Annotated in this window: 17 protein-coding genes; 1 reads left to right on the top strand and 16 read right to left on the bottom strand. The window is 33.0% G+C overall.

Going from position 1 to position 22,889, the window contains the following annotated elements; translation table 11 throughout:
- Window positions 1-15 precede the first annotated feature (15 nt).
- From BMZ74_RS05985 to BMZ74_RS06040, 12 genes are all read right to left on the bottom strand, one after another.
- Window positions 16-1,338, bottom strand: coding sequence for a glycoside hydrolase family 28 protein (locus tag BMZ74_RS05985; RefSeq protein ID WP_089861034.1), 1,323 nt, complete (start codon window positions 1,336-1,338; stop codon window positions 16-18).
- 35 nt (window positions 1,339-1,373) lie between these two features.
- Window positions 1,374-2,360 (bottom strand): Gfo/Idh/MocA family protein, encoded by a 987-nt coding sequence (locus BMZ74_RS05990; protein ID WP_089861036.1) that lies wholly within the window; start codon window positions 2,358-2,360, stop codon window positions 1,374-1,376.
- Window positions 2,361-2,497: 137 nt separating this feature from the next.
- Window positions 2,498-4,003 (bottom strand): UxaA family hydrolase, encoded by a 1,506-nt coding sequence (locus BMZ74_RS05995; RefSeq protein WP_089861038.1) that lies wholly within the window; start codon window positions 4,001-4,003, stop codon window positions 2,498-2,500.
- A 101-nt stretch (window positions 4,004-4,104) separates the two neighbouring features.
- Window positions 4,105-5,475, bottom strand: a complete 1,371-nt coding sequence (gene uxaC / locus BMZ74_RS06000; RefSeq protein WP_089861040.1) for a glucuronate isomerase — start codon at window positions 5,473-5,475, stop codon at window positions 4,105-4,107.
- 44 nt (window positions 5,476-5,519) lie between these two features.
- Entirely contained in the window at window positions 5,520-7,043 is a 1,524-nt protein-coding gene (locus BMZ74_RS06005) for a tagaturonate epimerase family protein (protein WP_089861042.1), read from the bottom strand.
- Between the two features lie 97 nt (window positions 7,044-7,140).
- Complete coding sequence (locus BMZ74_RS06010) at window positions 7,141-8,679, bottom strand: tagaturonate reductase (protein WP_089861044.1); 1,539 nt, start codon at window positions 8,677-8,679, stop codon at window positions 7,141-7,143.
- Between the two features lie 174 nt (window positions 8,680-8,853).
- Window positions 8,854-10,161: an oxidoreductase gene (locus tag BMZ74_RS06015; RefSeq protein WP_089861047.1), complete on the bottom strand. Its 1,308-nt coding sequence runs from the start codon at window positions 10,159-10,161 to the stop codon at window positions 8,854-8,856.
- A gap of 16 nt (window positions 10,162-10,177) precedes the next feature.
- Window positions 10,178-11,401 (bottom strand): Gfo/Idh/MocA family protein, encoded by a 1,224-nt coding sequence (locus tag BMZ74_RS06020; protein ID WP_089861048.1) that lies wholly within the window; start codon window positions 11,399-11,401, stop codon window positions 10,178-10,180.
- Window positions 11,402-11,448: 47 nt separating this feature from the next.
- Entirely contained in the window at window positions 11,449-12,297 is an 849-nt protein-coding gene (locus BMZ74_RS06025) for a carbohydrate ABC transporter permease (protein ID WP_089861050.1), read from the bottom strand.
- Window positions 12,298-12,300: 3 nt separating this feature from the next.
- Window positions 12,301-13,251: a carbohydrate ABC transporter permease gene (locus BMZ74_RS06030; protein ID WP_218142051.1), complete on the bottom strand. Its 951-nt coding sequence runs from the start codon at window positions 13,249-13,251 to the stop codon at window positions 12,301-12,303.
- Window positions 13,252-13,400: 149 nt separating this feature from the next.
- The gene (locus BMZ74_RS06035; RefSeq protein ID WP_089861053.1) at window positions 13,401-14,693 is read right to left on the bottom strand and encodes an ABC transporter substrate-binding protein; all 1,293 of its coding nucleotides are present in this window, start codon (window positions 14,691-14,693) and stop codon (window positions 13,401-13,403) included.
- 457 nt (window positions 14,694-15,150) lie between these two features.
- Window positions 15,151-16,182 (bottom strand): LacI family DNA-binding transcriptional regulator, encoded by a 1,032-nt coding sequence (locus BMZ74_RS06040; RefSeq protein ID WP_089861055.1) that lies wholly within the window; start codon window positions 16,180-16,182, stop codon window positions 15,151-15,153.
- 221 nt (window positions 16,183-16,403) lie between these two features.
- Here BMZ74_RS06040 and BMZ74_RS06045 point away from each other — a divergent pair, with 221 nt between their 5' ends.
- The gene (locus BMZ74_RS06045) at window positions 16,404-16,559 is read left to right on the top strand and encodes a XapX domain-containing protein (RefSeq protein ID WP_089861056.1); all 156 of its coding nucleotides are present in this window, start codon (window positions 16,404-16,406) and stop codon (window positions 16,557-16,559) included.
- 69 nt (window positions 16,560-16,628) lie between these two features.
- On the opposite strand, the gene BMZ74_RS06050 is transcribed toward BMZ74_RS06045, so the two are convergent.
- From BMZ74_RS06050 to BMZ74_RS06065, 4 genes are all read right to left on the bottom strand, one after another.
- Entirely contained in the window at window positions 16,629-17,177 is a 549-nt protein-coding gene (locus BMZ74_RS06050) for a hypothetical protein (RefSeq protein WP_089861058.1), read from the bottom strand.
- Between the two features lie 188 nt (window positions 17,178-17,365).
- Entirely contained in the window at window positions 17,366-19,384 is a 2,019-nt protein-coding gene (locus BMZ74_RS06055) for a methyl-accepting chemotaxis protein (protein WP_089861060.1), read from the bottom strand.
- 163 nt (window positions 19,385-19,547) lie between these two features.
- Window positions 19,548-21,539 carry a methyl-accepting chemotaxis protein gene (locus BMZ74_RS06060; protein ID WP_245750836.1) on the bottom strand — a complete coding sequence of 664 codons (1,992 nt, stop codon included), beginning with the start codon at window positions 21,537-21,539 and terminating at the stop codon, window positions 19,548-19,550.
- 191 nt (window positions 21,540-21,730) lie between these two features.
- On the bottom strand, window positions 21,731-22,804 hold the full coding sequence (locus BMZ74_RS06065; protein WP_089861062.1) for an aldose epimerase family protein: 1,074 nt from the start codon (window positions 22,802-22,804) through the stop codon (window positions 21,731-21,733).
- Between the last annotated feature and the right edge of the window lie 85 nt (window positions 22,805-22,889).

Below are 22,889 nucleotides of genomic sequence, written 5' to 3' on the forward strand. Positions count from 1 at the left end.
GACCCCTTTCGATTTCTATTGCTGTTGACAGCTGCATTCGCTTACTTCTAGTTGATCAACATTGCTAAATTTAAATTGTAGCTCAGCTTTTAGCTTAAGCTTTACCTGCTTTAAATTCAATCTACTAAGATTACTTACTTGAAGACCTTTACTGCCAGATAAATCAATTTTTTCTAAAGTTATAGATTCCATTTTCTGTTCAGGTAAACCTCGTAATACTATTGGCTGTTCAATATTTTCTCCACTTATATTACGTATAGTAATATTTCTAAATAAAGGAGGCATTTCTGTCTGTGGTTCAACAGTTGTTGCATCATAATACATATTTAAAATGATCCCTTCTGCCCGTAGATCATTAATCTCTATATCTTCAAATAACAGATTCTCTACTACACCACCACGACCTCTCATTGATTTAAGTCGAATGCCACGTTCACCGCCATTAAAACTACAATTATGAACATGAATATTTTTTACTCCACCTGACATTTCACTGCCAATTACTATCCCACCGTGACCTTCTTTAGCTTTACAATTACGAATAACTAAATTCTCACAGGGTTTATTAACTCGCCGTCCATCTTCATTAATTCCTGACTTAATAGCTATACAGTCATCTCCTGTTTCAAAATCACAGTTCTCAATTAACATATTGCTACATGAGTCAGGATTTATACCATCTGTATTCGGACCATTAGTAATTATTTTTAAGTTTCTAATAATTGTATTTTCACAATAAACGGGATGAATTGTCCACATTGGTCCATCAACTATAGTAATCCCTTCAATAAGAATATTTTTAGAATTAATTGGCTGAATAAACTGTGGTCGCAGGCCTTTTTCAATCCCAAAAATACGATCTGCAACAGCTATGTCATTATATTGAGCATCATATAATTTCTGGGCTGCCTGCTGCTGAGTTTGTTTCCAGGGCCACCATTTTTCACCATTGCCAACTAGTTTACCCTGGCCAGTAAGAGCAATATTTTCACAATTAGCAGCATAAATTAAAGGTGAATAATTATAACATTCATTTCCTTCCCAGCGGGTAAAAACTACTGGTAAATAATCAGCAAAATTATCACTAAAATAAATGGTAGCATCTGCTTCAAGTCTTAAATTAATATTACTTTTAAAGTGAATTGGGCCTGTAAACCAATCACCAGCTGGAACTAAAACTGTACCTCCACCTGCTTGATGGCAGCTATTTATTGCTTCTGCAAAAACTTCACTATTATCAAATTTACCATCACCAACAGCTCCAAATTCCTTTATATTAAAAGTTTTCTCTGGAAATTCAGGCTGTCTAACCGTAACTTCAAACTCATTTTTTAACATTTTAACCTCCAATTAACTTAAAATTTTAATACCATTTAAAATTCAATTACTTTATTTTGATCTGCAGAATTTCTAGCACAGAGAGCTGCTTGAGTTACTCGAAAAGACTCTTGCGCACTGATCAAACAAGTTTTTTCACCTTTTAGATCAGCTAAAAAGTCAGCAAATATTTCTTCTGCTGCCACTAGAGGTATTTCTCTAATACCATCAATTTGATCATTAATTAAATAGACTTTTTCTTTTAGAACTTCAATTACACCAGTAGTTCCAGCAATTCTGATACGATCATCATCATGACTGGGAGCTTTAGCTGGGCGCAGATAATCAATATTAACTGACCCAAATACATCATCTTCAAATCTAAAATGACAGAGTGCACTTGCTTCCAGTTCACCATGGTTGTGATTAGACTTTGCTGAATGAGAAGCATAAACTGATTTAAAATCTTTTCCACTCAACCACTGCATCCAGTCAATAGCATGACTGCCTACCCAGGGAATAGTGCCGCCATAGCTAACTCTTTTTTTATAAAAATCTTCCCGCTCACCAAGCCGATAAGATTTTTGGGCATTCATTAATCTAACTTCTCCTATTGCACCTGCTTTAATCTGACGATAAGCTGTTAAAAACCACGGTTTATAGCGAATTCCAAACATAGCAGCCAGACGAGATTTGCTTGCTTGATAAGCATTTCTTACCTTTTCTAGATCAGCTAAAGTAGTCGCTATAGGCTTTTCAACAAACAAATCAATATCTTGTTTTAAGACATCAATTGCTATACGAGCATGATCACCAAAATGACAGGCAACAGCTGCTACATCAGGCTCTAACTCAGCTAACATTTTTTGATAGTCTTCATACTTTTTTATATCATAATCACGTTTTAACTTTTGATATAAAGGTGTTACATCTTCTCCTGCAGAACCAGGTGCGATACCAATAATTTCATCTTCATAATTATTTTTTAACCCATTAACCACATATTTAGTATGTCCTGTTGCACCAATTAAAACTATTTTCATAAACTAATCACTCCCTATTAATCTTTTGGAAAACAATTTCCTTAATTACAAAGAAGCTTAATAATTCAAACAGGGAAATAAAATTAATTAATTTTATTTCCTCTGCCCAATTTAAGTTACAGTTAAATTCACTTTATTTAAAGAGTAACGCCATCTTTAAAAATAGCAATCTCGCGATAATTATGCTCTTCATTTTTAGTTTTAATATCTTTTGAAGCAACTTTAAGTAAATAATCAAAAAATTCTCCAGCAAGATCATCCATCTGCCTATCTTCTAATAGCTGACCTGCATTAAAATCAATCCAGTTTTGTTTTTTCTCATAGATTCTACTATTCGAAGAAACTTTAACTGTTGGTACAGGACCACCAAATGGGGTACCTCTTCCAGTTGTAAATAAAACCATATGAGCACCAGAAACTGAAAGTGCTGTAGTAGCTACCAGATCATTGCCAGGGCTTTCTAATAAGTTCAAGCCCTTACCTTCAACTGGATCACCATAAAAGAAAACATCATTTACAATGCCTGTACCCCCTTTTTGAGTACAGCCCAATGATTTTTCTTCTAAAGTAGTAATTCCACCTTCTTTATTTCCTGGAGATGGATTCTCATAAATTTCCTGATCATGAGAAATAAAATAATCTTTAAAACCATTAACTAATTTAACTACTTTATCAAAAGTAGCTTTATCTTTAGCTCGGTTCATTAAAATAGTTTCTGCTCCAAACATCTCAGGTACTTCTGTTAAAATACTAGTTCCACCATAAGCAGCTAATTTATCAGATATTTTTCCTAGAAGTGGATTGGCTGTTACACCAGAAAACCCATCTGAACCGCCACATTTTAAGCCAATTTTAAGCTCAGAGACTGGAATATCTTCTTGCTCAAATTTTTGGGCGTAATCAATTAACCCATCTAAAATTGATTCTGCAACTTTGAGATCATCTTCTACATCCTGTAAATCAATAAATTTAACTCGATCAGAATTATATTCACCAATTATTTCTTTGAAATCAGCAATCAAATTATTTTCACAGCCTAAACCAACTACTAAAACTGCAGCTGCATTAGGATGATTTACCATCCCTGCTAGAGCTTTTTGAGTGTTTTTTAAATCACCAGCCAGCTGAGAACATCCATAAGGATGAGGAAAGGCATGAATACTATCAATTTTACCAGCATCAATTAAGGGTTGATGTTTTATTTCTGCCTGTAAAGCCATCCTCTCTACAACTTTATTAATACAGCCAACTGTATTAATAATCCAGATATCATTTCTAATCCCAACTTTTCCATTTTTTCTTCTATAACCACGAAAAGTTGGGATTTCTTCTGGTTTTGTGGTCTCAGGTAGATCAGGCTGATAATTATAATTTAATTTCCCTTCTAAAGCTGTTTTTAAATTATGAGTATGAATCCATTCTCCTTTTTTTACAGCTGCAGTTGTTTTACCAATTGGAAAGCCATAACGGATTACTTCTTCTCCAGCTTTAAAATCACGCAGAGCTACTTTATGACCAACAGGAATATCAGCTAATAGTTCTATTTTTTCAGAACCTACTGTTATATTTTGACCAGCTTTTAACTCTTCGACAGCTATTACAATATTATCATTTTTATTTATTAAAAGTGTTTTTGTTCCCATTTGAACCTCCTAGTTATTTTAAATAGCCTGGAATATAAAATCTCCAGGCTATTAAATTTCTATTTACTTAGTTTGATCTCTATTTAATTCTAATTTATTAATTACTTTTCACTAAAAAATAGTTTTTTGGGACCATAATAACTAACATGAGCTACTAAATCAGCAGCTACATTATAAGGCATTCTACCTCTATCAACCTGACGGCCAACAACATTAGCTAGAGTTCTTCTAAACATTTCTGTCCGGGAAGAATAAGACATTAATTTACGGGAGTCAGTTACCATACCGGCTAAATTATAAAATAAATCAACAGTTGTTACCTGCTGCATTTGTTTTTCCATTCCATAAGGACTATCAGTTAACCACCAGGGTGCTCCCAGAGAAACATTGGGGAAAGCTCTGGAAATAGTTGAAGCTGTAAACCAGTGGGTTGGTTCCATAGTATAAAGAACAATATCCAGTTTAGAATCAAACTGGTTAACAAAGTATCTAATATTTTCAGCAATCTCAATATCACTATTTGAAATATCGCCACCTGCATCGGGTCCTAAATTATCGTATACTTTTTCTCGATAATCACGAATAGCTCCAATATGAAGTTGAGTCACCCAACCACTAGCCTGGTTTAACTTAGCAAATTCAAGCAGAATGAAAGCTTTAAAATCTCTAATTTCTTTGCTGCTCAATTCCTCTCCAGCAACTGCTTTTTTATAAATCACAGCAGCATCTCCTTCTGCTACAGCATAAGAAATAGGTTCAACAATACCATGATCACTAGCAACACAGCCTTGTTCAGCAAAATAATCATGTGATTTTTGCAGAGCAGTTAATAAACCGCTTAAATCGTCAACTTCTGTTTTGAAAGCATCTCCTAATTTAGTAACATATTCTTGCCATTTATCTGCTTCAATATTCATTATTTTATCAGGTCGCCAGGTAGGTAAAATTTTAACTCCATCTACTTGCTGACGTGCTTTTTTATGACCTTCAAGTAAAGAATATGGTTCATCGGTAGTGCACATAATCTCTACATTCATTTCCTTTAGAACATTTTGGGGCTTCATTGCAGAAGTAGCCAACATATTTTTAGTCTTCTGCCAGATCATTTCTGCAGTATGAGCAGAAATTGCTTCTTCAATACCAAATCTTCTTTTTAAATCAAGATGAATCCATTCATAAGTTGGATTACCGGCAATTTCTGGGAAAATACCTGCTAAAGCTAACCATTTTTCTTTATTAGTAGCAGAACCAGTAATTTTTTCTTCAGGTACACCTCTTTTACGCATCATTTCCCAGACATAATGATCAGTTGCTGCTTCAACTTCCCAGATGTCCGACCAGCCTTCATTTTTGAGAATTTCATCAATATCACCATGATTATGAGCATCAAGAATAGGTAAATTCTCAATTTCCTGATATAATTTAGCAGCTGTTTCTCCTTCAAGTAAATAATTTTTGTCTAAAAAAGCCATTTTACTCCTCCTTAAATCTATCTTTAATTTTGAAATTGTTTTCATCAAGCTTGATAAAATCCTAATTCTTCGAGATGACGTCCAATATGACTGGCTAAAGCTGATCGATATTCTTTCTCATGATCAGACCAGCAGCTATAAAGCCGATCTCTAAAAATATAATTACCATCTCTTTTATCCTGCAGAATAAAACCATAGGTAATATGCAAAAGCTGTCTTACTTCATTAATTTCTAACAGCTGACCTAGTTCAGCATCACTTATTTTAGCAAGTGATGGCACTTTATCAAGATCAGTAGTTACATGATAATATTCCTTAGCAGCAGAAAATTTTTCTAAAGCATAAGCATGAATATCACGATATAAGGCGGGATCATGCTCAGCAATCACCTTAACTGCTGCTAACCAATTTGTCCCGGCGGTTTTAACATGAACTCTTCCCCCAGTATATTTACCGATAATTGGGAAAACACTAAATTTATCACTTCCAGAATGAATACTAAGTTTATAGCCAAATAAATCAGCAATTTCAGCATGAACTTTAAATTCTTTTTTAAACTGCTCTAAATCACCTATATAATCAATACCTTTCTGAAATTCTCCCACGAAACGAGGTGCTAAACTATTAACTTTTATTTTATTTCTTTTTAGCTCATTAGCTACAAAATAGTGAGCTTCCAGAGTAGTTGCAGTTGAAGTTTCATCAATAGAAATTTCAAAATCAACATCTCTTTCTGATTTTTTTAATAAGTGATTTATCTCAGCAGCAAAGTCAATCATTTTATAATAAATCAAAACAATTTCTTTAAGTTTATCTACTGTATATTCCAACTCATAACCAGAATTCAAAACAAATGTTTTGTTGAGATAGGTATCTTCCCAACCATTTCTCAAATGTTCTGGAACTTCCTGATAAAGTTCATCAATTTCTGCCTCAGATAGCTGATCCAGATCATCATTGATATATTCTGTGCAGTCAAGAGTTAACATTGTATAACCAAGATCAAGTGCATTTTCTATATCTGTTTTTTGCTTTAAATGATCAGCATCAGCAGCAAAACCAGCTTGATAACCTTCCTGAAAAACAGCCCAACTTACATCATCAAGAACTGACTTAAATGTTCTTCCAGTAAGATTTAGTTCCCTTACAGACTGCTGTGCCAGGACAGGTAGTGCCTTACTCTCTCTAACTACAGCTATATGGCCAGGAGTTGCTATTCCAAGACGATCGCCAAGACCAATGCTGGCAGTTTGATTACCAAGAGCTTGAGGAGCTGTAAAAGAGAATAGCTCTCTCAATATCTCTGCATTATAGTGACTCAAAGGAGCCAGCTTAGCTTTAAAACCAGCCAGTTTTTCAGTCTTTCCCTGAAAACGTTCAAACTCTTTACTTTGATTTAAAATAATGAGTTTTTTACTTTGATCTACTTTAGCTAAAAAATAAAAGGACTTGCCTTTTTTAATAATAGATTTGGGATAGATTCTATAGTCATCAGCATATTCAGCAACCTTCTGGATAGCATCTTTCGAAGTACCAACTAGTTCTTCTGCAAAATCTTTCCAGGACATAATATTACCTCCCAATTTGTTAATAAAATTTAGTTTTAATACTAATCTAAACAGCTTTATAAATTAAATTTTTCTGTTTAAAATAAAGTATTATTCTCTATTTAATTAACTTCTCTAAACTGGCTTTCATTCCTGCTTTTTTTATCATTTTTAAATTGCTAACTACCGACTCAGTTAAACCAGGTAATTGATTTAAATCTCGGTCCCAAAAATCCTGATTAGCCAGTACGTCTCTTCCCAGCTCAGCCAGAGTTATTTCTGCTGCTTTAAATTCACTCCATAGTTGGGCAAAATATTCTAAGGCTGATTTATCATCCCTGATTAAATACTTATCTTCTCCTCGATATGCAACTAATTTACCATTCTCAAGCTCTGTTCCCTGATAAAAGGTTATTAAAGCTGCTAAGGAAAAACTTAATCTGGCTGGCACTTTCGATAATTGCTCAATATGTTGAACTAGAGAAGGCAATACTCTTGTCTTGAATTTTGAAGTTGAGTTAAGCGAAATATCAAGCCATTTATGATCTATATATGGATTTTTGAAACGTTCAAAAATCTTATGAGCAAAATCATCTAGTTCAGCTGGATCTGCTGCAAGAGTTGGTATTATATCTTCAAAAACTGCTTGTTTAATAAATTCCCCAACTAACTCATCATTAACTGCATCTCTTACCAGGTCAATACCTGCTAAATAAGAAACTGGTACTGTTGAAGTATGAGCTCCATTTAAAATTCTAACTTTAGTTGTTCTATAAGGTGTTAAATCATCTACCCATTTGACATTTAAACCGGCTTTATGAAAAGGTAATTTTTCTTTTAAACTTTCATCACCTTCAATAACCCAGAGATGGAAGATCTCTCCTGTATCCAGATTTTGATCATGATAAGCTAACTCTTTTTCCAATTTATCTATTTCATTAAAAGGATATCCTGTTACTATCCTGTCAACCAGAGTATTTAAAAAATGATTTGACTCTTTAATCCAGCTGCTAAATTCTGCTTCTAAATTCCAATCTTCAGCTAGCTGTAGAATAATTCTTTTGAGATTATCTCCGTTACGATCAATTAATTCAACTGGAATAATAACCATTCCTTTTCCAGGATCTCCGTTAAAACTCTGGTAACGTCTGTATAAATAAGCTGTTAACTTACCGGGATATGATTCGGGTGGGGTATCTGTTAATTGATCAGTCTCATTATAGCTAATCCCGGCTTCGGTTGTATTAGAAACTACAAACTCAACTGCAGGATCTTCAGCTAATTTTAAAAACTGTTCCCATTCTGTATAGGAGTTTAAGCCACGAGAAATTGCTGTCATAATTTCTTTTTTATTTACTTCTTTACCATTTTCTATTCCCCGCAAGTAAAGTGTATAGAGACCATCTTGCTGATTTAAATTAGCTACTCTACCTTCGGCAATTGGCTGTACAACAACTGCCCTACCTTTAAATATACCTTTTTTATTCATGGTATGAAACATCCAATCAACAAAAGCTCTTAAAAAGTTACCTTCTCCAATTTGAACTACCTTTTCGGGATAATCAAGAATTTCAGCTGAAAAATCTGCCAGCTCTGTTCCCATTAATTCTGATTCTAAATACTCTCTGTTAAGCATTGGTAAATTGTCTTCAGACATTTTTTGCCTCCTCTTTTTAATTGAATCTTTTTTCACTTTAAAATTAGCCTTCTCTTATTATGATACTAAATATAAATAATATTAACAATTAAATAATTTGTTTTTTTATTCATTAAATAGCTAAACCAGCTGCTCAGCAATGATTTGCTGAGGCTGGTTAGCTATAACTTATAATTAATTCGATTTTTTAGCCGCCTGTTTTTCAGCTCTTAGCTGCTGATAAATTGGTAAATAGAGTTCTCTATCTCTAATTACACAACCAGCATTTTTACCCGGAGCAGCCTTTAATTCTGCACATTTACTGCAGCTGATACAAACTTTATTTTTATCCATTTTTCCTTTAGTAAATAAATCACTTGGAAAATTAGGATAAGCAAATCCCTGCCTGCCAAAACCAGCTAGATCAATCCAATCTGCTTTGACCATTCCTGCTGCTGCTAGAGCTCCAAATTGTCTTAGCCAGCTAAATCCCGTTCCAATAACACGAGTTGTGCTGAGATTCTCTTTAGTAAATTTACTTAGACTAAGCAGTCTTTTTACTCCTAAAAGAGGATGTTCTGGTGGCTGATAAGATCCCATATCATAAGGACGATTAATATGAGGTTTCAAATAGGGCGTACTAGCTGTTACATTAATAACTTTAACTCCCCAATTTTCTAATTCTAATAATAATTTTTTTACCTCTGCTAAGTCAGGATTACCACTACTATCTGTTGCCCAACCATCAGGAATAGCATCATAGATATTTAAACGCACAGCTAAATCAATTTCTAATTCATTGCTAACTTTTTGAATAACTTCCCGCAAAAATCTAGTCCTATTTTCATAACTACCACCATATTTACCAGGTCTATCTTTAGCTGCTAGCAAAGCAGAAAGCAAATAACGATGACAGCTTTTAATATCAACAGCATCAAAACCAGCTTTTGCTGCTAATTTTGCACCTCTTAAATAATCATTTTGTAAATTATCAAGCTCAGCATCAGTTATAATATGGAAATCGTTTTCTTTAATTGAAATTGGATCTAATTCTTTACTTCTGTTAACAATAATATTATTTTCTCCAAATCTACCAGAATGGGTTAACTGAGCAACAAGATAAGGTGGCTGTTCTGTTTCTGATCGGATAAGCTCGACTAATGCTTTAAAATCCGGTAAGGTTGTTTCATTTAAATATAGTTGGGTATTATTAGCTCTACCACCTGCCTCAACTGCAATGGCTTCTAGCCAAATTAAAGCAGCTCCACCAGCAGCAAATCTTTGATATCTTCTTTTAGTTAGTGAAGATGGTGTCCCATCTGGATTAGAATCTGAACCTTCCATAGGGTGAATAGCCAGCCTATTTTTAAGCAATTTATCACCAATTTTTATTGTCTGTGCCAGGATATCCGTGTCCTCAGATAAAGGAAGTTCAAAATTTATTTCAGTTAAATCTGCCTGTAATTCCTTTAGAGAACTATATTTGAATTTTTCCCCTTGCATTTAATCAAATCCCTTCTTAATTAAATGGGTTAAACCCAGAATAGTTCTCAACATTAACCCATTCTGTTTTAGCAGTCCAGTCTAGATCTAAATCAGATAATAATTTTCTTTCCTTAAAAGCCTGCCCAATTAATTTATCAATACCAGGCATAATAGTCTGATATTCTCCTGCTTCATTAGTAAATTCTTTTACTTTAGCAACAGGAATAGTTCTTATTTTTTTAGCTGAATCATATGCTGCATTAATTGCAACAACAAAGTTGCGAGTATTTGTTGGAGTGCAATATAAATGTTCAATTAAGCCAAGCTGCTTATCAGCTGCTATTCTAAATACTTCTTTTTTGGGATCAAGCCCTTCATTATCAAATTCTATTACTTGACCGTCATTTAATTCTATTTTAGTTTTCTCATTCATCTGCCAGGTTATTTTACCTTTACTTCCTACAATCTCCATAATTGGATCTTGCTTTTGCTCAGGGACATGAGTCACATAAAAATAAATTTTAGTTCCAGTTGTAGTTTCTAATTCAAGACAAGAATTATCATCTGCTTCGATATAAGTATGTGCTTTATATAACTCTGCTCTAACTTTTTTTACAGTAGCTGAACTATGTATATCTGAACCAGCTATAAAGATCATATTATTTAAATAGTGAGCAAAAGCATTATGCATTGGTCCATCAAGTACTAATTGGCCCATAGCTACACTTTTACCAGCCCAATCATTGCGGTCATAATATGATTTAGTCCGCGGCCATAATCCTTTAGTAGCAATTTCTTTTAATTCCCCAAGTTTACCTTCTAAAATAAACTGTTTGATTTTTCTAATTGTGTGAGAATGAATATACTGAAATCCAATTGAACAAAAACGCCCAGTTTCTTTTTCAGTTTTAATCATTGCATCTACTTCCTGAACTGTTGGTGCAGGTGGTTTTTCTAACAATACATTATAACCAGCCCGCATAGCTTTAATTGCCATCTCTGAATGAGTAGGAATAGAAACTGGCAAACCAATTACATCAACACAGGGCTTGGCTTCCTTTAATAAACTTTCGTAAGAATTAAAAATAGCTATTCCTTTATGCCTTAGTTCCCTTACTTTATCAGCATTATTAACCTGATCATTAACTACTACTGCAGTAAGTTTTATCTTGCCTTCTTGCTCCAATTCTTCAATATTATTTAAATAGCTGCTGGCAAAATTACGTACCCCAACAACTGCAAAACCAACTTCTGACATTAAAAATACCTCCTTGAGTTTTAACACAATTTATAAAAATATAATTATTATCCTTTTAAACCTGAAAATGAAACTCCATCGATTAAATATCTCTGGAAGAAAATAAAGATAATCATTGTTGGTAAAATTGATAAGAATGTCATTGCAAACATTGCTCCCCAATTAGTAACTGCATTAGGATCTGAAAACATTTTTAAAGCAATTGAAACAGGATATTTAGTCACATTTTGGAGATATAGCAAAGGTGTCATAAAGTCATTCCAGGACCAATAAAACCTAAAAATACCAGCTGTTACTAAAACAGGTTTAAGATTGGGTAAAATTATTTTAAAAAATGTACCAAACTTGCTGCAACCATCTATTTCAGCAGCTTCGTCTAACTCAGACGGAATGCCTCGAATAAATTGAACCATTAAAAAAGTAAAGAATGGGACAGGCAGCATCTGGGGAAGAATAACTGGTAAATATGAACCTACCCAACCCCAATTATTAAACATAATATATTGCGGAATTCTTAAAATCTGCATTGGTACTAATACAGTTGCAATCATAATTGCAAACCAAAATTTTTGACCGATAAATCTGGTTCTGGTAAATCCAAAAGCTGAAAAAGCAGCCAAAACAATCTGACCAATTGTTGCAGAACCAGAGATAAACAGTGAATTACGGAAAAAAGTAGCAAACGAAACTCCGCCAAACCCTTTCCAACCTTCTAAATAATTTTGAAATCTAAAAGCATCAGGCAGCAAGGTAGCACTTAATGCATTCCCTGAACTCTTTAAAGATCCTGAGACCATCCATAGCAGAGGATAAAGCATAACTAAACAAAAAAGTCCGACACAAACCTGAAATAAGATATTTTTTAATTTTTCTTTCTGGCTAAAGGTTAAATTCATCAATTATTCTCCTTCCGATTGATAATATACCCATTTATTAGATGTTTTGAAGATTATAACTGTTACAATTGTTAATAAAACAAGTATAATCCAGGCAAGAGCAGAACCATAACCTAAATGTCCAAAGCTAATACCTTCTCTAAACAAATAAACAGCATACATTAGAGTTCTATTTAAAGGACCCCCCTGGGTAATTACATAAGCTTGAGTAAATACCATAAACATTTTAACCATCTGCATAATTAAATTGAAAAATAATACAGGAGTTAATAATGGTAAAGTAACTTTAAAAAACTGCTGAATTTTTCCTGCTCCATCAATCTCAGCTGCTTCATAAAGCCCCTTGGGGATTTGCTTTAAACCAGCCAGGAAAATAATCATCGGAGAGCCAAACTGCCAGGCAGCAAGGATAATTAACGTCCAAATTGCATAATTAGGATGCCCAATCCAGGAAATTCTGTTTTGCATTATTCCTAAAGCGACTAAAAGATCATTAAAAGCTCCCTGAGAAGAAAACAACTGCCGCCAGACAACAGATATAGCTACACTACCTCCCAGAATAGATGGTACATAATAAGCTGCTCGGTAAAAATTAGTAAATGGTCTTGCTTTTCTAAATAGCAGAGCAAGTCCAAGTGCACTTATCAAACGTAAGGGAACCGCAAAAATAACATAGTAAAAAGTAACTTTAAGTGAAAGCCAAAATTTACTATCATCAGTAAATATATTAATATAATTTTTTAAGCCAACCCAACTTGGATCACCAACAATATTATATTCTGTTAAAGAATAATAAAGTGAACTTAATAAAGGATAAGCTATAAAAGCAAGGAAACCGATTAACCATGGCAAAATAAAAGCATAACCGACTAGATTCTTTTTAAGCCATTTTTTACGATCCATTCCTTTATCCAGAGATCTAACAGTATCAAGGGCTTCAAACTTATTATTCAAAAATATTCCCTCCTCAAAATTAGGTGTTAAAACAAATAAAGTAAATAGCAACAATTTATAAGCTAGTGACCAATATTAATTTGGTCACTAGCTTAGTTTTTTTATTTTATCAGCTATTTTATTTTTCTTTAATTATTATTAGAAGTATCTTAATCAGCTAGAATTTTATTAGCAGCTTCTCTAAATTGTTTAGCTCCTTCTTCAGGAGAAATCATTTCATAGATTACCTGCCAGTAAGCTTCTTCATAAGCTGCAATAACTTCCTGATCTTTTGGTGGTTGAGGTGGTAAAGCTGTTCCAGAATTTTTAGATGCTTGATCTACAAAATCAAAAACGACTTTATCGTATTGATTAGCATTTTCTTTAAGTGCAGACACAACCTTTGTATTAGTAGGAACTCCACGATCAGTTCCAATTACTTTACCAGCTTCCACATCATTAAACCAGAAGTTTAAAAATTTCATTACTTCTGCTGGATGTTCAGTGTTTTTGCTGACAGTTAACAGCATAGCTGGTTTCATAAATCTACCTTCCTGAGTTTGATCAGCAGCTTTTGGATAGAGGAAAGGATGTAATAATTTACCAGCACCAGTAGAAATAGCAGCTAACTGATTACTCCAATAATTAGTAGCTGTAGCAGCCTTACCGTTTGTTACTAAATCTTCTTCAACTGCTCGAGCTGATTCTTGTCTTTGCATTGCATTTTGAACAGCACCAGATTTAATTAAATCAAGATCATATTTCATAAAATCAACAAATAATTGATCATCATCATAACCTAAAGCTGTACCATCTTCGTTATAGAAGCTTGCTCCATGCTGCCTTAACCAGACAAAAAATCCTGTTCCATCCTGTTGAGCAGTTGGAGACGAAGCACCAAGAATACCTAATTCTTCATGAATTTTTTTAAACATTTCTGCTCTATCCTGCCAGGTATCATCAGCACTTGGATAATCTATTCCAGCAGCATCAAATAATTCTTTGTCATAGTAACCAGCAGGAGCATTTACACCAGTTGCTAATCCCATTTGTTTTCCATAAATTTTACCCATTTCTAAGTAGGAACTATCAATATTAGTAGTATCAATACTACCATCTTCAATATATGGACTTAAATCTAATAATTGCTCATTTTGTACATAACCACTCATAAATTTACGAACATGTTGAATAATATCAGGTAAATTATCTCCAGCAGCTTGAGCATTCATTTTATCCCAGTATCCACTCCAACCAGTATATTCAGGTTGAATCTTAATATTAGGATATTTCTCTTCAAACATTTCTATAACACGCAGAGTTTTTTCGTGTCTACTTTGAGATCCCCACCAGGAAAAGCGTAGAGTTACCTGATCATCCTGAGCCAAAGCAGCAACACTTAATGATAATGATAAAACAAGGGTCAAAATTAAGACTAAAGAAAAATTTCTTTTGCTAAACATTTAATTTCCTCCTTGGATTAAGTAAGTTTTTATTAAGCTGTTCAATAATAAAATTATGAATTCTTATAAACTTATTAATTTTCTTAAAAAAGAACTAGAGAAAATAACTGTCCCCCTTTTATATTATAGTATATTAAAATAACTACAGACTTATATGCTTATATTTAATCTGAACTTATTCTGCAAATTTTTTCATTTTAGCTGTAATTTAAATACATTAATAAAAAGCAATAAATACCAGGAAAATGTTTTCCTAACAATAAAGTTAAAAACCAATAAAAAAATTGCTCTCTTATTTTTGGGAAAACAATTTCCATAAAAACAATATAATTAGTGAAATTTTTATCACTACTATTATTATAAGCAATTGTCTGTTAATTGTCAAACAATTTTTAGAATATTTTAGTTAAAAAATAATAAGCCTAGCCAAAATTATAAACCCAATTTAAATAAAAAATTATTCTATATTTTTTAGAGAATCTCTTGTTAATAATTTTGGTTCAACTGGCTTAATATTAATATCATACTCTTCATTTAATTGAGCTAATAAATATTCTCCTATATTAGTTCCCAAATTATAAATAGGTAAAGAAATTGTTGTCAATGGCGGGTAAGAGTATTTTGCTTCTGGCAAATCATCAATTCCAAGTACAGAAATTTCTGCCGGGACTTTAACTCCCTGATTATTTAGTTCCCAGATCAGCCCCAGAGCAGTAGCATCATTTGCAGCAACAACCGCTGTTATCTGATCAATTTTATTTAGCAGGCTTAAAGCAGCTTTTCTGCCTCCTTCAAAAGTGAAATCTCCTTCAAATAAAAGTTCCTGTTTAAACTGAAGTGAATGATTCTCCAAAGACTTAATTACTCCCTGCTTTCTTAAGTAACTTGTATAGAGATTTTGTGGACCACTAATAAAAGCAATTTTTTGATGTCCATTTTCAATTGCATAATCTGTTATCATTTCAGCTGCCTTCTGATTAGCAAGACTAATATTTTTAATAGCAAATGGATGAGGAGTTACGCCAAGTAAAATAGTTCCCTGGCTTTTCAGCTGTTCAACTACATTATACATTTCTCTTTCATATCTTTTGTCCATTAAAGCTCCAGCTGCAAAAACAACTGCGTCAGCCCGATTAGCCTTCAACATATTAACAGCATGTAATTCTTTATCAACATCACGGCTAGTATTATAAATATTAACTATATATTCATGTTCAGAGATAAACTCTTCCATTCCTTTAATCATCTGGGCAAAGTAGGAGTCACAAATATCATGTACAATAACACCAATAATATTTGATTTATCATTTTTTAATCCCTGAGCAATTCTATTTGGGGAAAAATTCAGCCTTTTAATTGCAGCTTCAACCTTTTCGGCAGTATCTTTACTCACAGGATGTTCACTATTATTAATTACTCTAGAAACAGTAGTTGGTGAACATTCTGCCAGTCTTGCTACATCTTTGATAGTAATTTCTTTTCTGACCATAAATAACTCCTTCCAGGTTTACAATAGATTCAGAAATATTTTAACATAATTTTTTGAAATTTTCAATGAATATTAAAAATAGCTTAGAAAAGCTCTAACTAAAACATTGAAATTAATTAAATAATTATTTTGACAAAAATAATTATTTATAATAAAATTAGATCGTAGTCATATGTCTGACGTCTAACTATAAAAAGAATATTTTAAAAGGAGAGTAAAAAATGAATCAAGCATTTCTTGCTGCATTAACCGGTTTAATTGTAGGTGGAATTTTTTCCTGGCTGAAACTTCCTATACCTGCTCCCCCCACCTTACCTGGGGTAATGGGAATTGTAGGTATTTATTTAGGCTTTATTTTAACTAAAACATTTCTCTAAACCAAAAATAAAAGCCCCTCTAAAATGAGGGGCTTAACTAACTACTCAATAACTAATATAATTCAATTGTTATTCAGCAGCAATATACTTATTATAAACTAATAAAACATTTCTCATTTCAAAGAAAAAGTTGTTAGTAGAAATGGTAGAACCAGAAATAACATCTGTTTCTGGATTAAAAGGAGTATCAAGTGTCATACCATAAAATCTACTTAAGTACTCTTCGTCTTTCATTTCTGGATGATGATCATTAGAGTCAAGTGGCTGCCATTTTAGAATACTACCATCTGGTTTAACAGCTACAATGATATCTTCAGGATGTTGATAAACAACAGTATTCACCCAGGTACCATAAGCAATAATGTCGCCATCTTTTTTCAATGGAACAAATAAATAGCGAAATTCGTTGTCATCAGGATAGATAATATCTCCAGCGGAATCTGCTTCAGTTAAAGCCATTAATGCTTCTACATAGTCACCCGCATTTCTTTCAGTACTAAAAGTTGTTGCATTCTGTCCATCCCCGATAATTTCTAAGCTTGAGTTTTCTGCCATAACAGAGCTGGCAAAACCCATAATTAAAAATGAAACAAGAGTTAAAACTAAAATCTTTTTCACAGAAATCTTCCTCCTTTTAATATTTGTTATAAATATCACATATCAAATACATTATACTAATTCAGAGTGTTTTTGTCAAGTCAGATTTTAAGATTAAATAATAAAAAATAGTCCTTACCAGGTAATTAAATCCAGGCAGGACTATTTTTATAATAATTCTACTATCTTAAGCATAAAATACTATCTGTTTATACATCAAATTTTTCAATTAAATCTTCTAAATGAGCAGCTCTATCAGCTAATTCATCGGCAATAGAAGAAATTTCTTCTACTGAAGCTGTTTGTTCCTGACTGGCAGCTGCTACTTCTTCAGCAGAAGCAGAAGTCTCTTCAGAAATACCAGCAATATTTTGCGCTTTAGCTGAGATATCTCTACTGAATTTATTCGCATTATTTACTATATCAGTTGATTTATCAATTCCTTGATTAATTTCTTTTAAAGTATTTTCAATCTTAATAAATGTTTTATTAGCAGAATCTAAAAGTTCTTCTCCACTAATTATTTCCTTTTCACTTGTTTTCATTTCTTGACCGACAGAATTGGTAGTATTAATAACTTCATCAATTAATTTTTTAATCTTCTCAGCAGAGGTTGATGATTCTTCAGCTAAATCCCTAATTTCATCAGCAACTACACTAAATCCTCTGCCAGCCTCTCCTGCTCTAGCAGCCTCAATAGCTGCATTCAAAGCTAGCAAGTTTGTTTGATCAGCTATATTATCAATGATATCAATAATACTGCCAATTTCCTGTGAAATAGAATCAAGCTTGTTGATATCTGCTGCAACTTTACGTACAGCAGCAACAATTTGCTCCATTTGAGAACTTAAGTGGGCTAATTTTTCTGCACCTTCTCCTGTAACTAAATTCATATCATGACTCATTGCTTCAACTTCTTCATTAGTTTGAGCTAAATCATTAATTCCTTGAGAAAGTTTCTGAATATTTAAAGATACATCTTCTACATATTTAGCCTGTTGATCTGCTCCAGTAGCAACATCCTGAATTGAAATTGAAACTTGTTCTGAAGTATTTCCCACCTCATGTGAACTCTGATCAAGATGTCTGGAAGTATCAGTGACCTGATTAGAGGTAGTTTTAATATTATGAACTAAAGTATTTAAATCTTTAATCATCTCGTTAAAAACAAGCCCTAAATGTCCTAACTCATCTTTACGCTTTATATTTAAATTAACATCAAGATTACCTGCTGCCACCATTTTCATTTTTTCTCCATAATTTAAAATAGGTTTAACAACATTTTTAGTAATATAAAAAATTATCACTATTATTAAGATAATCAAAACTGAAATTGACAGTACAATTAATCTTTTTAATACATCATCAGTAGCCCGATATGCTTCTTTAAGAGGTATTTGGGCAAAAATAGCTCCTTCTATTTCAGGAATTGGCACAAAGGAAGCTAAACGCTCTTCTCCATGATAATCATATTCTAGATAACCTGATTCGCCATTTAAAGCTCTTGTTAAATCTAATTCTTGACTTATATCATAGCGTTCCTCGACTAATTTTTTATTAGGATGAGCTATTAAATCTCCTGAATGATCAACTACAAAAGTATAACCAGTTTCGCCAACTTTAGTACTGCTAACTAAATTACTAATATTAGCTAAAGAAATATCTCCTGCCATAACACCAACTAGACTACCGTTATTATCAGTCACTTTTTTAGCTACTGAGATCACCATATTACCACTATCAACATCAATATATGGATCTGTCCAGATAGCCTTATTAGCAGAAATAGCTCTTTTATACCAGGGTCTTGTAGTTGGATCAAAATCTGCTGGTAAATTTGCTTCAGGGTATGTATACATATCGCCAGTAGTGGTACCAAGATAAACCATATTAAATTGCTCATAGTTATTAGCAATAGATCTAAGTAATAAATTCAAATTATTATCTGCTAAATTTTTACTAGAACCTTGTTCAGCAGCCAGGTTAATTACTTCTTTACCTTGATTTAAAAATCCTTCAATTTCGGCCTGCAGTTTAGAAGCAATTCCATTATTTCTTGATTGCGCCAGGCTGGTAATTTCTTTACTTACTGTATTGTTAATTAAATAGCCCAGCCCCCCCATGCCAATAATGATAATTACAGAAATCATTAAAATAATTTTAGTACTCAAACTATCCCTAAATTTTATCTTTTGCAAAAAAGATAAAATATTTGTTTTTTCTTCCAATTTAAACTCACTCCTTTTGACAATTTTTTACTGTTAGCTTTATTAACTCTGCTTTATAATATAAATACAACTTCAATTTTATAAAAAAATAACTTCAAAAGCAAGTTCTTAATAAACATTAGTCACAAAAAACTAGGCCAGTCTAGACTGACCTAGAATTATATCAATTTAGTTTGAATTGAGCCGTTGATTCTGCCAGTCTTTCTGCCATTTCTGCTAATTCGCGAGCTGCTGTTATTATCTCATCTGTAGCTGCATTCTGTTCCTGACTTGAAGCAGCCACTTCCTCTGAGTTAGCTGCCGCTGTCTCACTGGCAGCTGCTATCTGCTTAACTGCTGTTTCTACTTCTCCACTGGTAACATTCATTTCCTGAGCTTTATTATTAATGTTTTCAATAATATTACCTAAAATCTGAGCTGCATTTTCAATTTCAGTAAAAGCAGTTCCACTTGCCTCAATTGAATTAACACTGCTTTCAACTACCTGACCTGTTTCCTGCATATTCTCTACTGAACTACCAATATCAGTTTGAATACCTGTAATTAGATCAGCAATTTCATCTGTAGCCTTATTTGACTGTTCAGCTAATTCACGGATTTCATCAGCTACTACACTAAAACCACGACCAGCTTCTCCAGCTCTAGCTGCCTCAATAGCTGCATTTAAAGCCAGCAGATTAGTCTGAGAAGAAATATCTTTAATTAAACTTACTATCTCTCCAATTCTATTTGAAGAATCAGCCAGTGATTCAATAGCCTTTCCAGCCTGTAGGGCATTAGTTTTTACTTTTCCTATTTCCTGAGCTGACTGCTCAATTGACTGATTGCCTTTTGCTATATTAGTCATAACATCATTTGACTGCCTATCCATTGCTTCTGAAGAAGTAGTAATCATTTTAATCTGTTTATCTAATTCTGTAATAGTAGCAGTTGTTTCTTCAACTTGAGCCGATTGTTCTTCAGTATTTGAAGCTACCTCCTGAATTGCTTTACTTACTTCCTGAGCTGTTTCCCCAACCTGATTACCACTGGCAGACAGCTCTTCACTGGAAGCAGCTACTTTTTCTGAAATATTTTTTACATCTAAAATCATAATTTTTAGATTAGCTATCATTTCTTTAAAAGAATTGGCCAGTTTTCCTACTTCATCTTGACGTTTTTGATATTTATCTTTAATCTCAACTCGAAAATCACCTGCTGCAATTTGGGCTGCTACTTCACTTACGTAGTCAAGTGGATTAGCTAGATAGCTTGCAATAATTACTGCAATAATTATCCCTAAAATTAGTGCTGCTGCTACTATAATCAAACTACTATTTTTTAAATTAAACAGATAGCTCATCACCTTATTTTCCTGTGCTACCATAGCAATAGACCAGTTGCTAATTCCTATTGAATCATAAGCAATGAAGTTTTCTATTCCCTGGTAATTATACTGACTAACACCATTTTTACCTGCTATCATCTGATCCGTAATTTTACTCAATTGTTCATTAGCATTAGCCAATTTAGAATTAGCTAGATATTCTGTTTGGGGATAGGCAATAGTATTTTTATTCTGATTAATTATCCAACCATAACCTTCTCCATTAATTTTCATATCAGCAACTAAATTTTGTAAATATGTAATTGAAACTACTGCACTCAATACTCCTTTTAATTCATCATTCCGTGAATCTATAATTGGGGCAGCTATGATAAAAATGTTTTTACCAGTTGTCTGATCTTTCATAATATCTGAAAAAACAATTTCTTGCTTTTCTAGTACTAATTTAAAATATGGCTCTCCACTAATATCAGCTGTACTACCATCTGTAAGATTTGCCTTTCCATTGAGATCTGCTATCATAAATTTATCAATATTAGGGTTTTCCACCCTTTTTAAATATGGCTCCTGTTGATAACGCCAGAGCATACTCTGAATATTATCATTAACAGTTAAATTTTTAATAAATACTTCCATACCAGAGAGCCATTCTGCTATTGTAGCTGAATTCTGTTTTGCACTATTTTTAGCATTAGTAACAATAGATTTCTCCATTATTGAAACAGACTGCTTATATAAAGTAATAGCAGTACCACCCACAATTAGCAAGATAAGGATTGATATAGTTATAATCATTTTCCCTTTAATTGACTGCATAAATTTGACCATTGATAACCCTTCCTCTCTACTCATTTTTTATCTAAAAATTAAAAAGCTATAAAAATAATTATATCATATATTATAATCTTTGCCAAAATAGTTAATAAAAAAAACTAAATTTAACCTTGAACAAAATAAGGCTAAATTTAGCTTTGAAAAAATTATAATTTGATCTCTCATAATTATTAAATTTTGATTAATTAATTTGTTTTGAAATGAAATTCAGTAACTGTACGATATCTTTCACCTGGTCTTAAAATAGTGGAGGGAAAATGTTCATGATTAGGAGAATCAGGATAATGCTGTGTCTCGAGACATAAAGCGCCTCTCTTTTGATAAGCCAATCCTTTTTTACCTTTGCCATTAGCAGAAATTCCATTTCCACTATAGAATTGAACTCCCGGTTCAGTGGTCCAGACATCCATCTGACGTCCGCTAACTTCTTCTTTTACCTTAGCAGCCAGAGCCAATTCTTTATTTTCTTTATTCAAAATCCAATTGTGGTCATATCCTCCAGCTAAGTTTAGCTGTTCTAAATCAGTATCAATTTCTTTACCAATTTGCTTAAATTCGCTAAAATCAAAAGGTGTTCCCGCAACTTCTATTACTTCCCCGGTTGGGATCATCCCTTCATTAATTGGAGTAAACTTATCTGCATTTAAGTAAAGCTGATGATCAGCAATTGTTCCCTGACCATGACCTTTTAAATTAAAGTAACTATGCTGAGTTAAATTAACTATTGTTGGCTGATCAGCTTCTGCTCGATATTCCACTTTTAATTTATTATCATCAGTTAGAGTATAAAGAACTTCTGTTCTTAAATTACCAGGAAAGCCAGCTTCTCCCGCTTCACTGAGATGAATCAATTTTAAGGTTGGTTGACCATCTAAAGTAATTGTTTTTGCAGACCATAGTTGAGAATTAAAACCAGCCTTTCCACCATGTAAGCAGCAAGGATAACCAGCGGGTTTTTCATTTGTATCTAGTTTAAATTCTTTGCCATCAAGTTTAAACTTTCCCCCTGCTATTCTATTTCCATAGCGACCAATTAGAGCACCAAAGTAATTAGAATCTGCAAAATATTGCTCTAATTTATCATAACCTAAAACAATATCTGCCAGATTATTATTTTTATCTGGTACAAATAAATTAACAATTATCCCGCCATAGTTAGTTATTTTGGCTTTGAGACCATTATTATTTTCCAGAGTATATAGATTAGCTTCTCTACCATCATCCAAAGTTCCAAATTTTACTTTTGTTATTTCCTGCATCTTAACTCCTCCAGTATTTATTTTAGGTAATTTACTATATTCTTTTCTCTATATTATTATAATTAGTGCTTAAAGTTAAAAATCC

The organism is Halanaerobium salsuginis, assembly GCF_900114545.1.
Lineage (GTDB): Bacteria > Bacillota > Halanaerobiia > Halanaerobiales > Halanaerobiaceae > Halanaerobium > Halanaerobium salsuginis.

Excerpts from the sequence above, each read along its gene's own strand:
- BMZ74_RS06040 (WP_089861055.1), bottom strand. The coding sequence starts at position 16,182 with ATGGTCAGAAAAGAAATTACTATCAAAGATGTAGCAAGACTGGCAGAA.
- BMZ74_RS06020 (WP_089861048.1), bottom strand. The coding sequence starts at position 11,401 with ATGTCAGAAGTTGGTTTTGCAGTTGTTGGGGTACGTAATTTTGCCAGC.
- BMZ74_RS06015 (WP_089861047.1), bottom strand. The coding sequence starts at position 10,161 with ATGCAAGGGGAAAAATTCAAATATAGTTCTCTAAAGGAATTACAGGCA.
- BMZ74_RS06065 (WP_089861062.1), bottom strand. The coding sequence starts at position 22,804 with ATGCAGGAAATAACAAAAGTAAAATTTGGAACTTTGGATGATGGTAGA.
- BMZ74_RS06045 (WP_089861056.1), top strand. The coding sequence starts at position 16,404 with ATGAATCAAGCATTTCTTGCTGCATTAACCGGTTTAATTGTAGGTGGA.
- uxaC (WP_089861040.1), bottom strand. The coding sequence starts at position 5,475 with ATGGCTTTTTTAGACAAAAATTATTTACTTGAAGGAGAAACAGCTGCT.
- BMZ74_RS06025 (WP_089861050.1), bottom strand. The coding sequence starts at position 12,297 with ATGAATTTAACCTTTAGCCAGAAAGAAAAATTAAAAAATATCTTATTT.
- BMZ74_RS06010 (WP_089861044.1), bottom strand. The coding sequence starts at position 8,679 with ATGTCTGAAGACAATTTACCAATGCTTAACAGAGAGTATTTAGAATCA.
- BMZ74_RS06035 (WP_089861053.1), bottom strand. The coding sequence starts at position 14,693 with ATGTTTAGCAAAAGAAATTTTTCTTTAGTCTTAATTTTGACCCTTGTT.
- BMZ74_RS05985 (WP_089861034.1), bottom strand. The coding sequence starts at position 1,338 with ATGTTAAAAAATGAGTTTGAAGTTACGGTTAGACAGCCTGAATTTCCA.
- BMZ74_RS05995 (WP_089861038.1), bottom strand. The coding sequence starts at position 4,003 with ATGGGAACAAAAACACTTTTAATAAATAAAAATGATAATATTGTAATA.
- BMZ74_RS05990 (WP_089861036.1), bottom strand. The coding sequence starts at position 2,360 with ATGAAAATAGTTTTAATTGGTGCAACAGGACATACTAAATATGTGGTT.
- BMZ74_RS06060 (WP_245750836.1), bottom strand. The coding sequence starts at position 21,539 with ATGGTCAAATTTATGCAGTCAATTAAAGGGAAAATGATTATAACTATA.
- BMZ74_RS06005 (WP_089861042.1), bottom strand. The coding sequence starts at position 7,043 with ATGTCCTGGAAAGATTTTGCAGAAGAACTAGTTGGTACTTCGAAAGAT.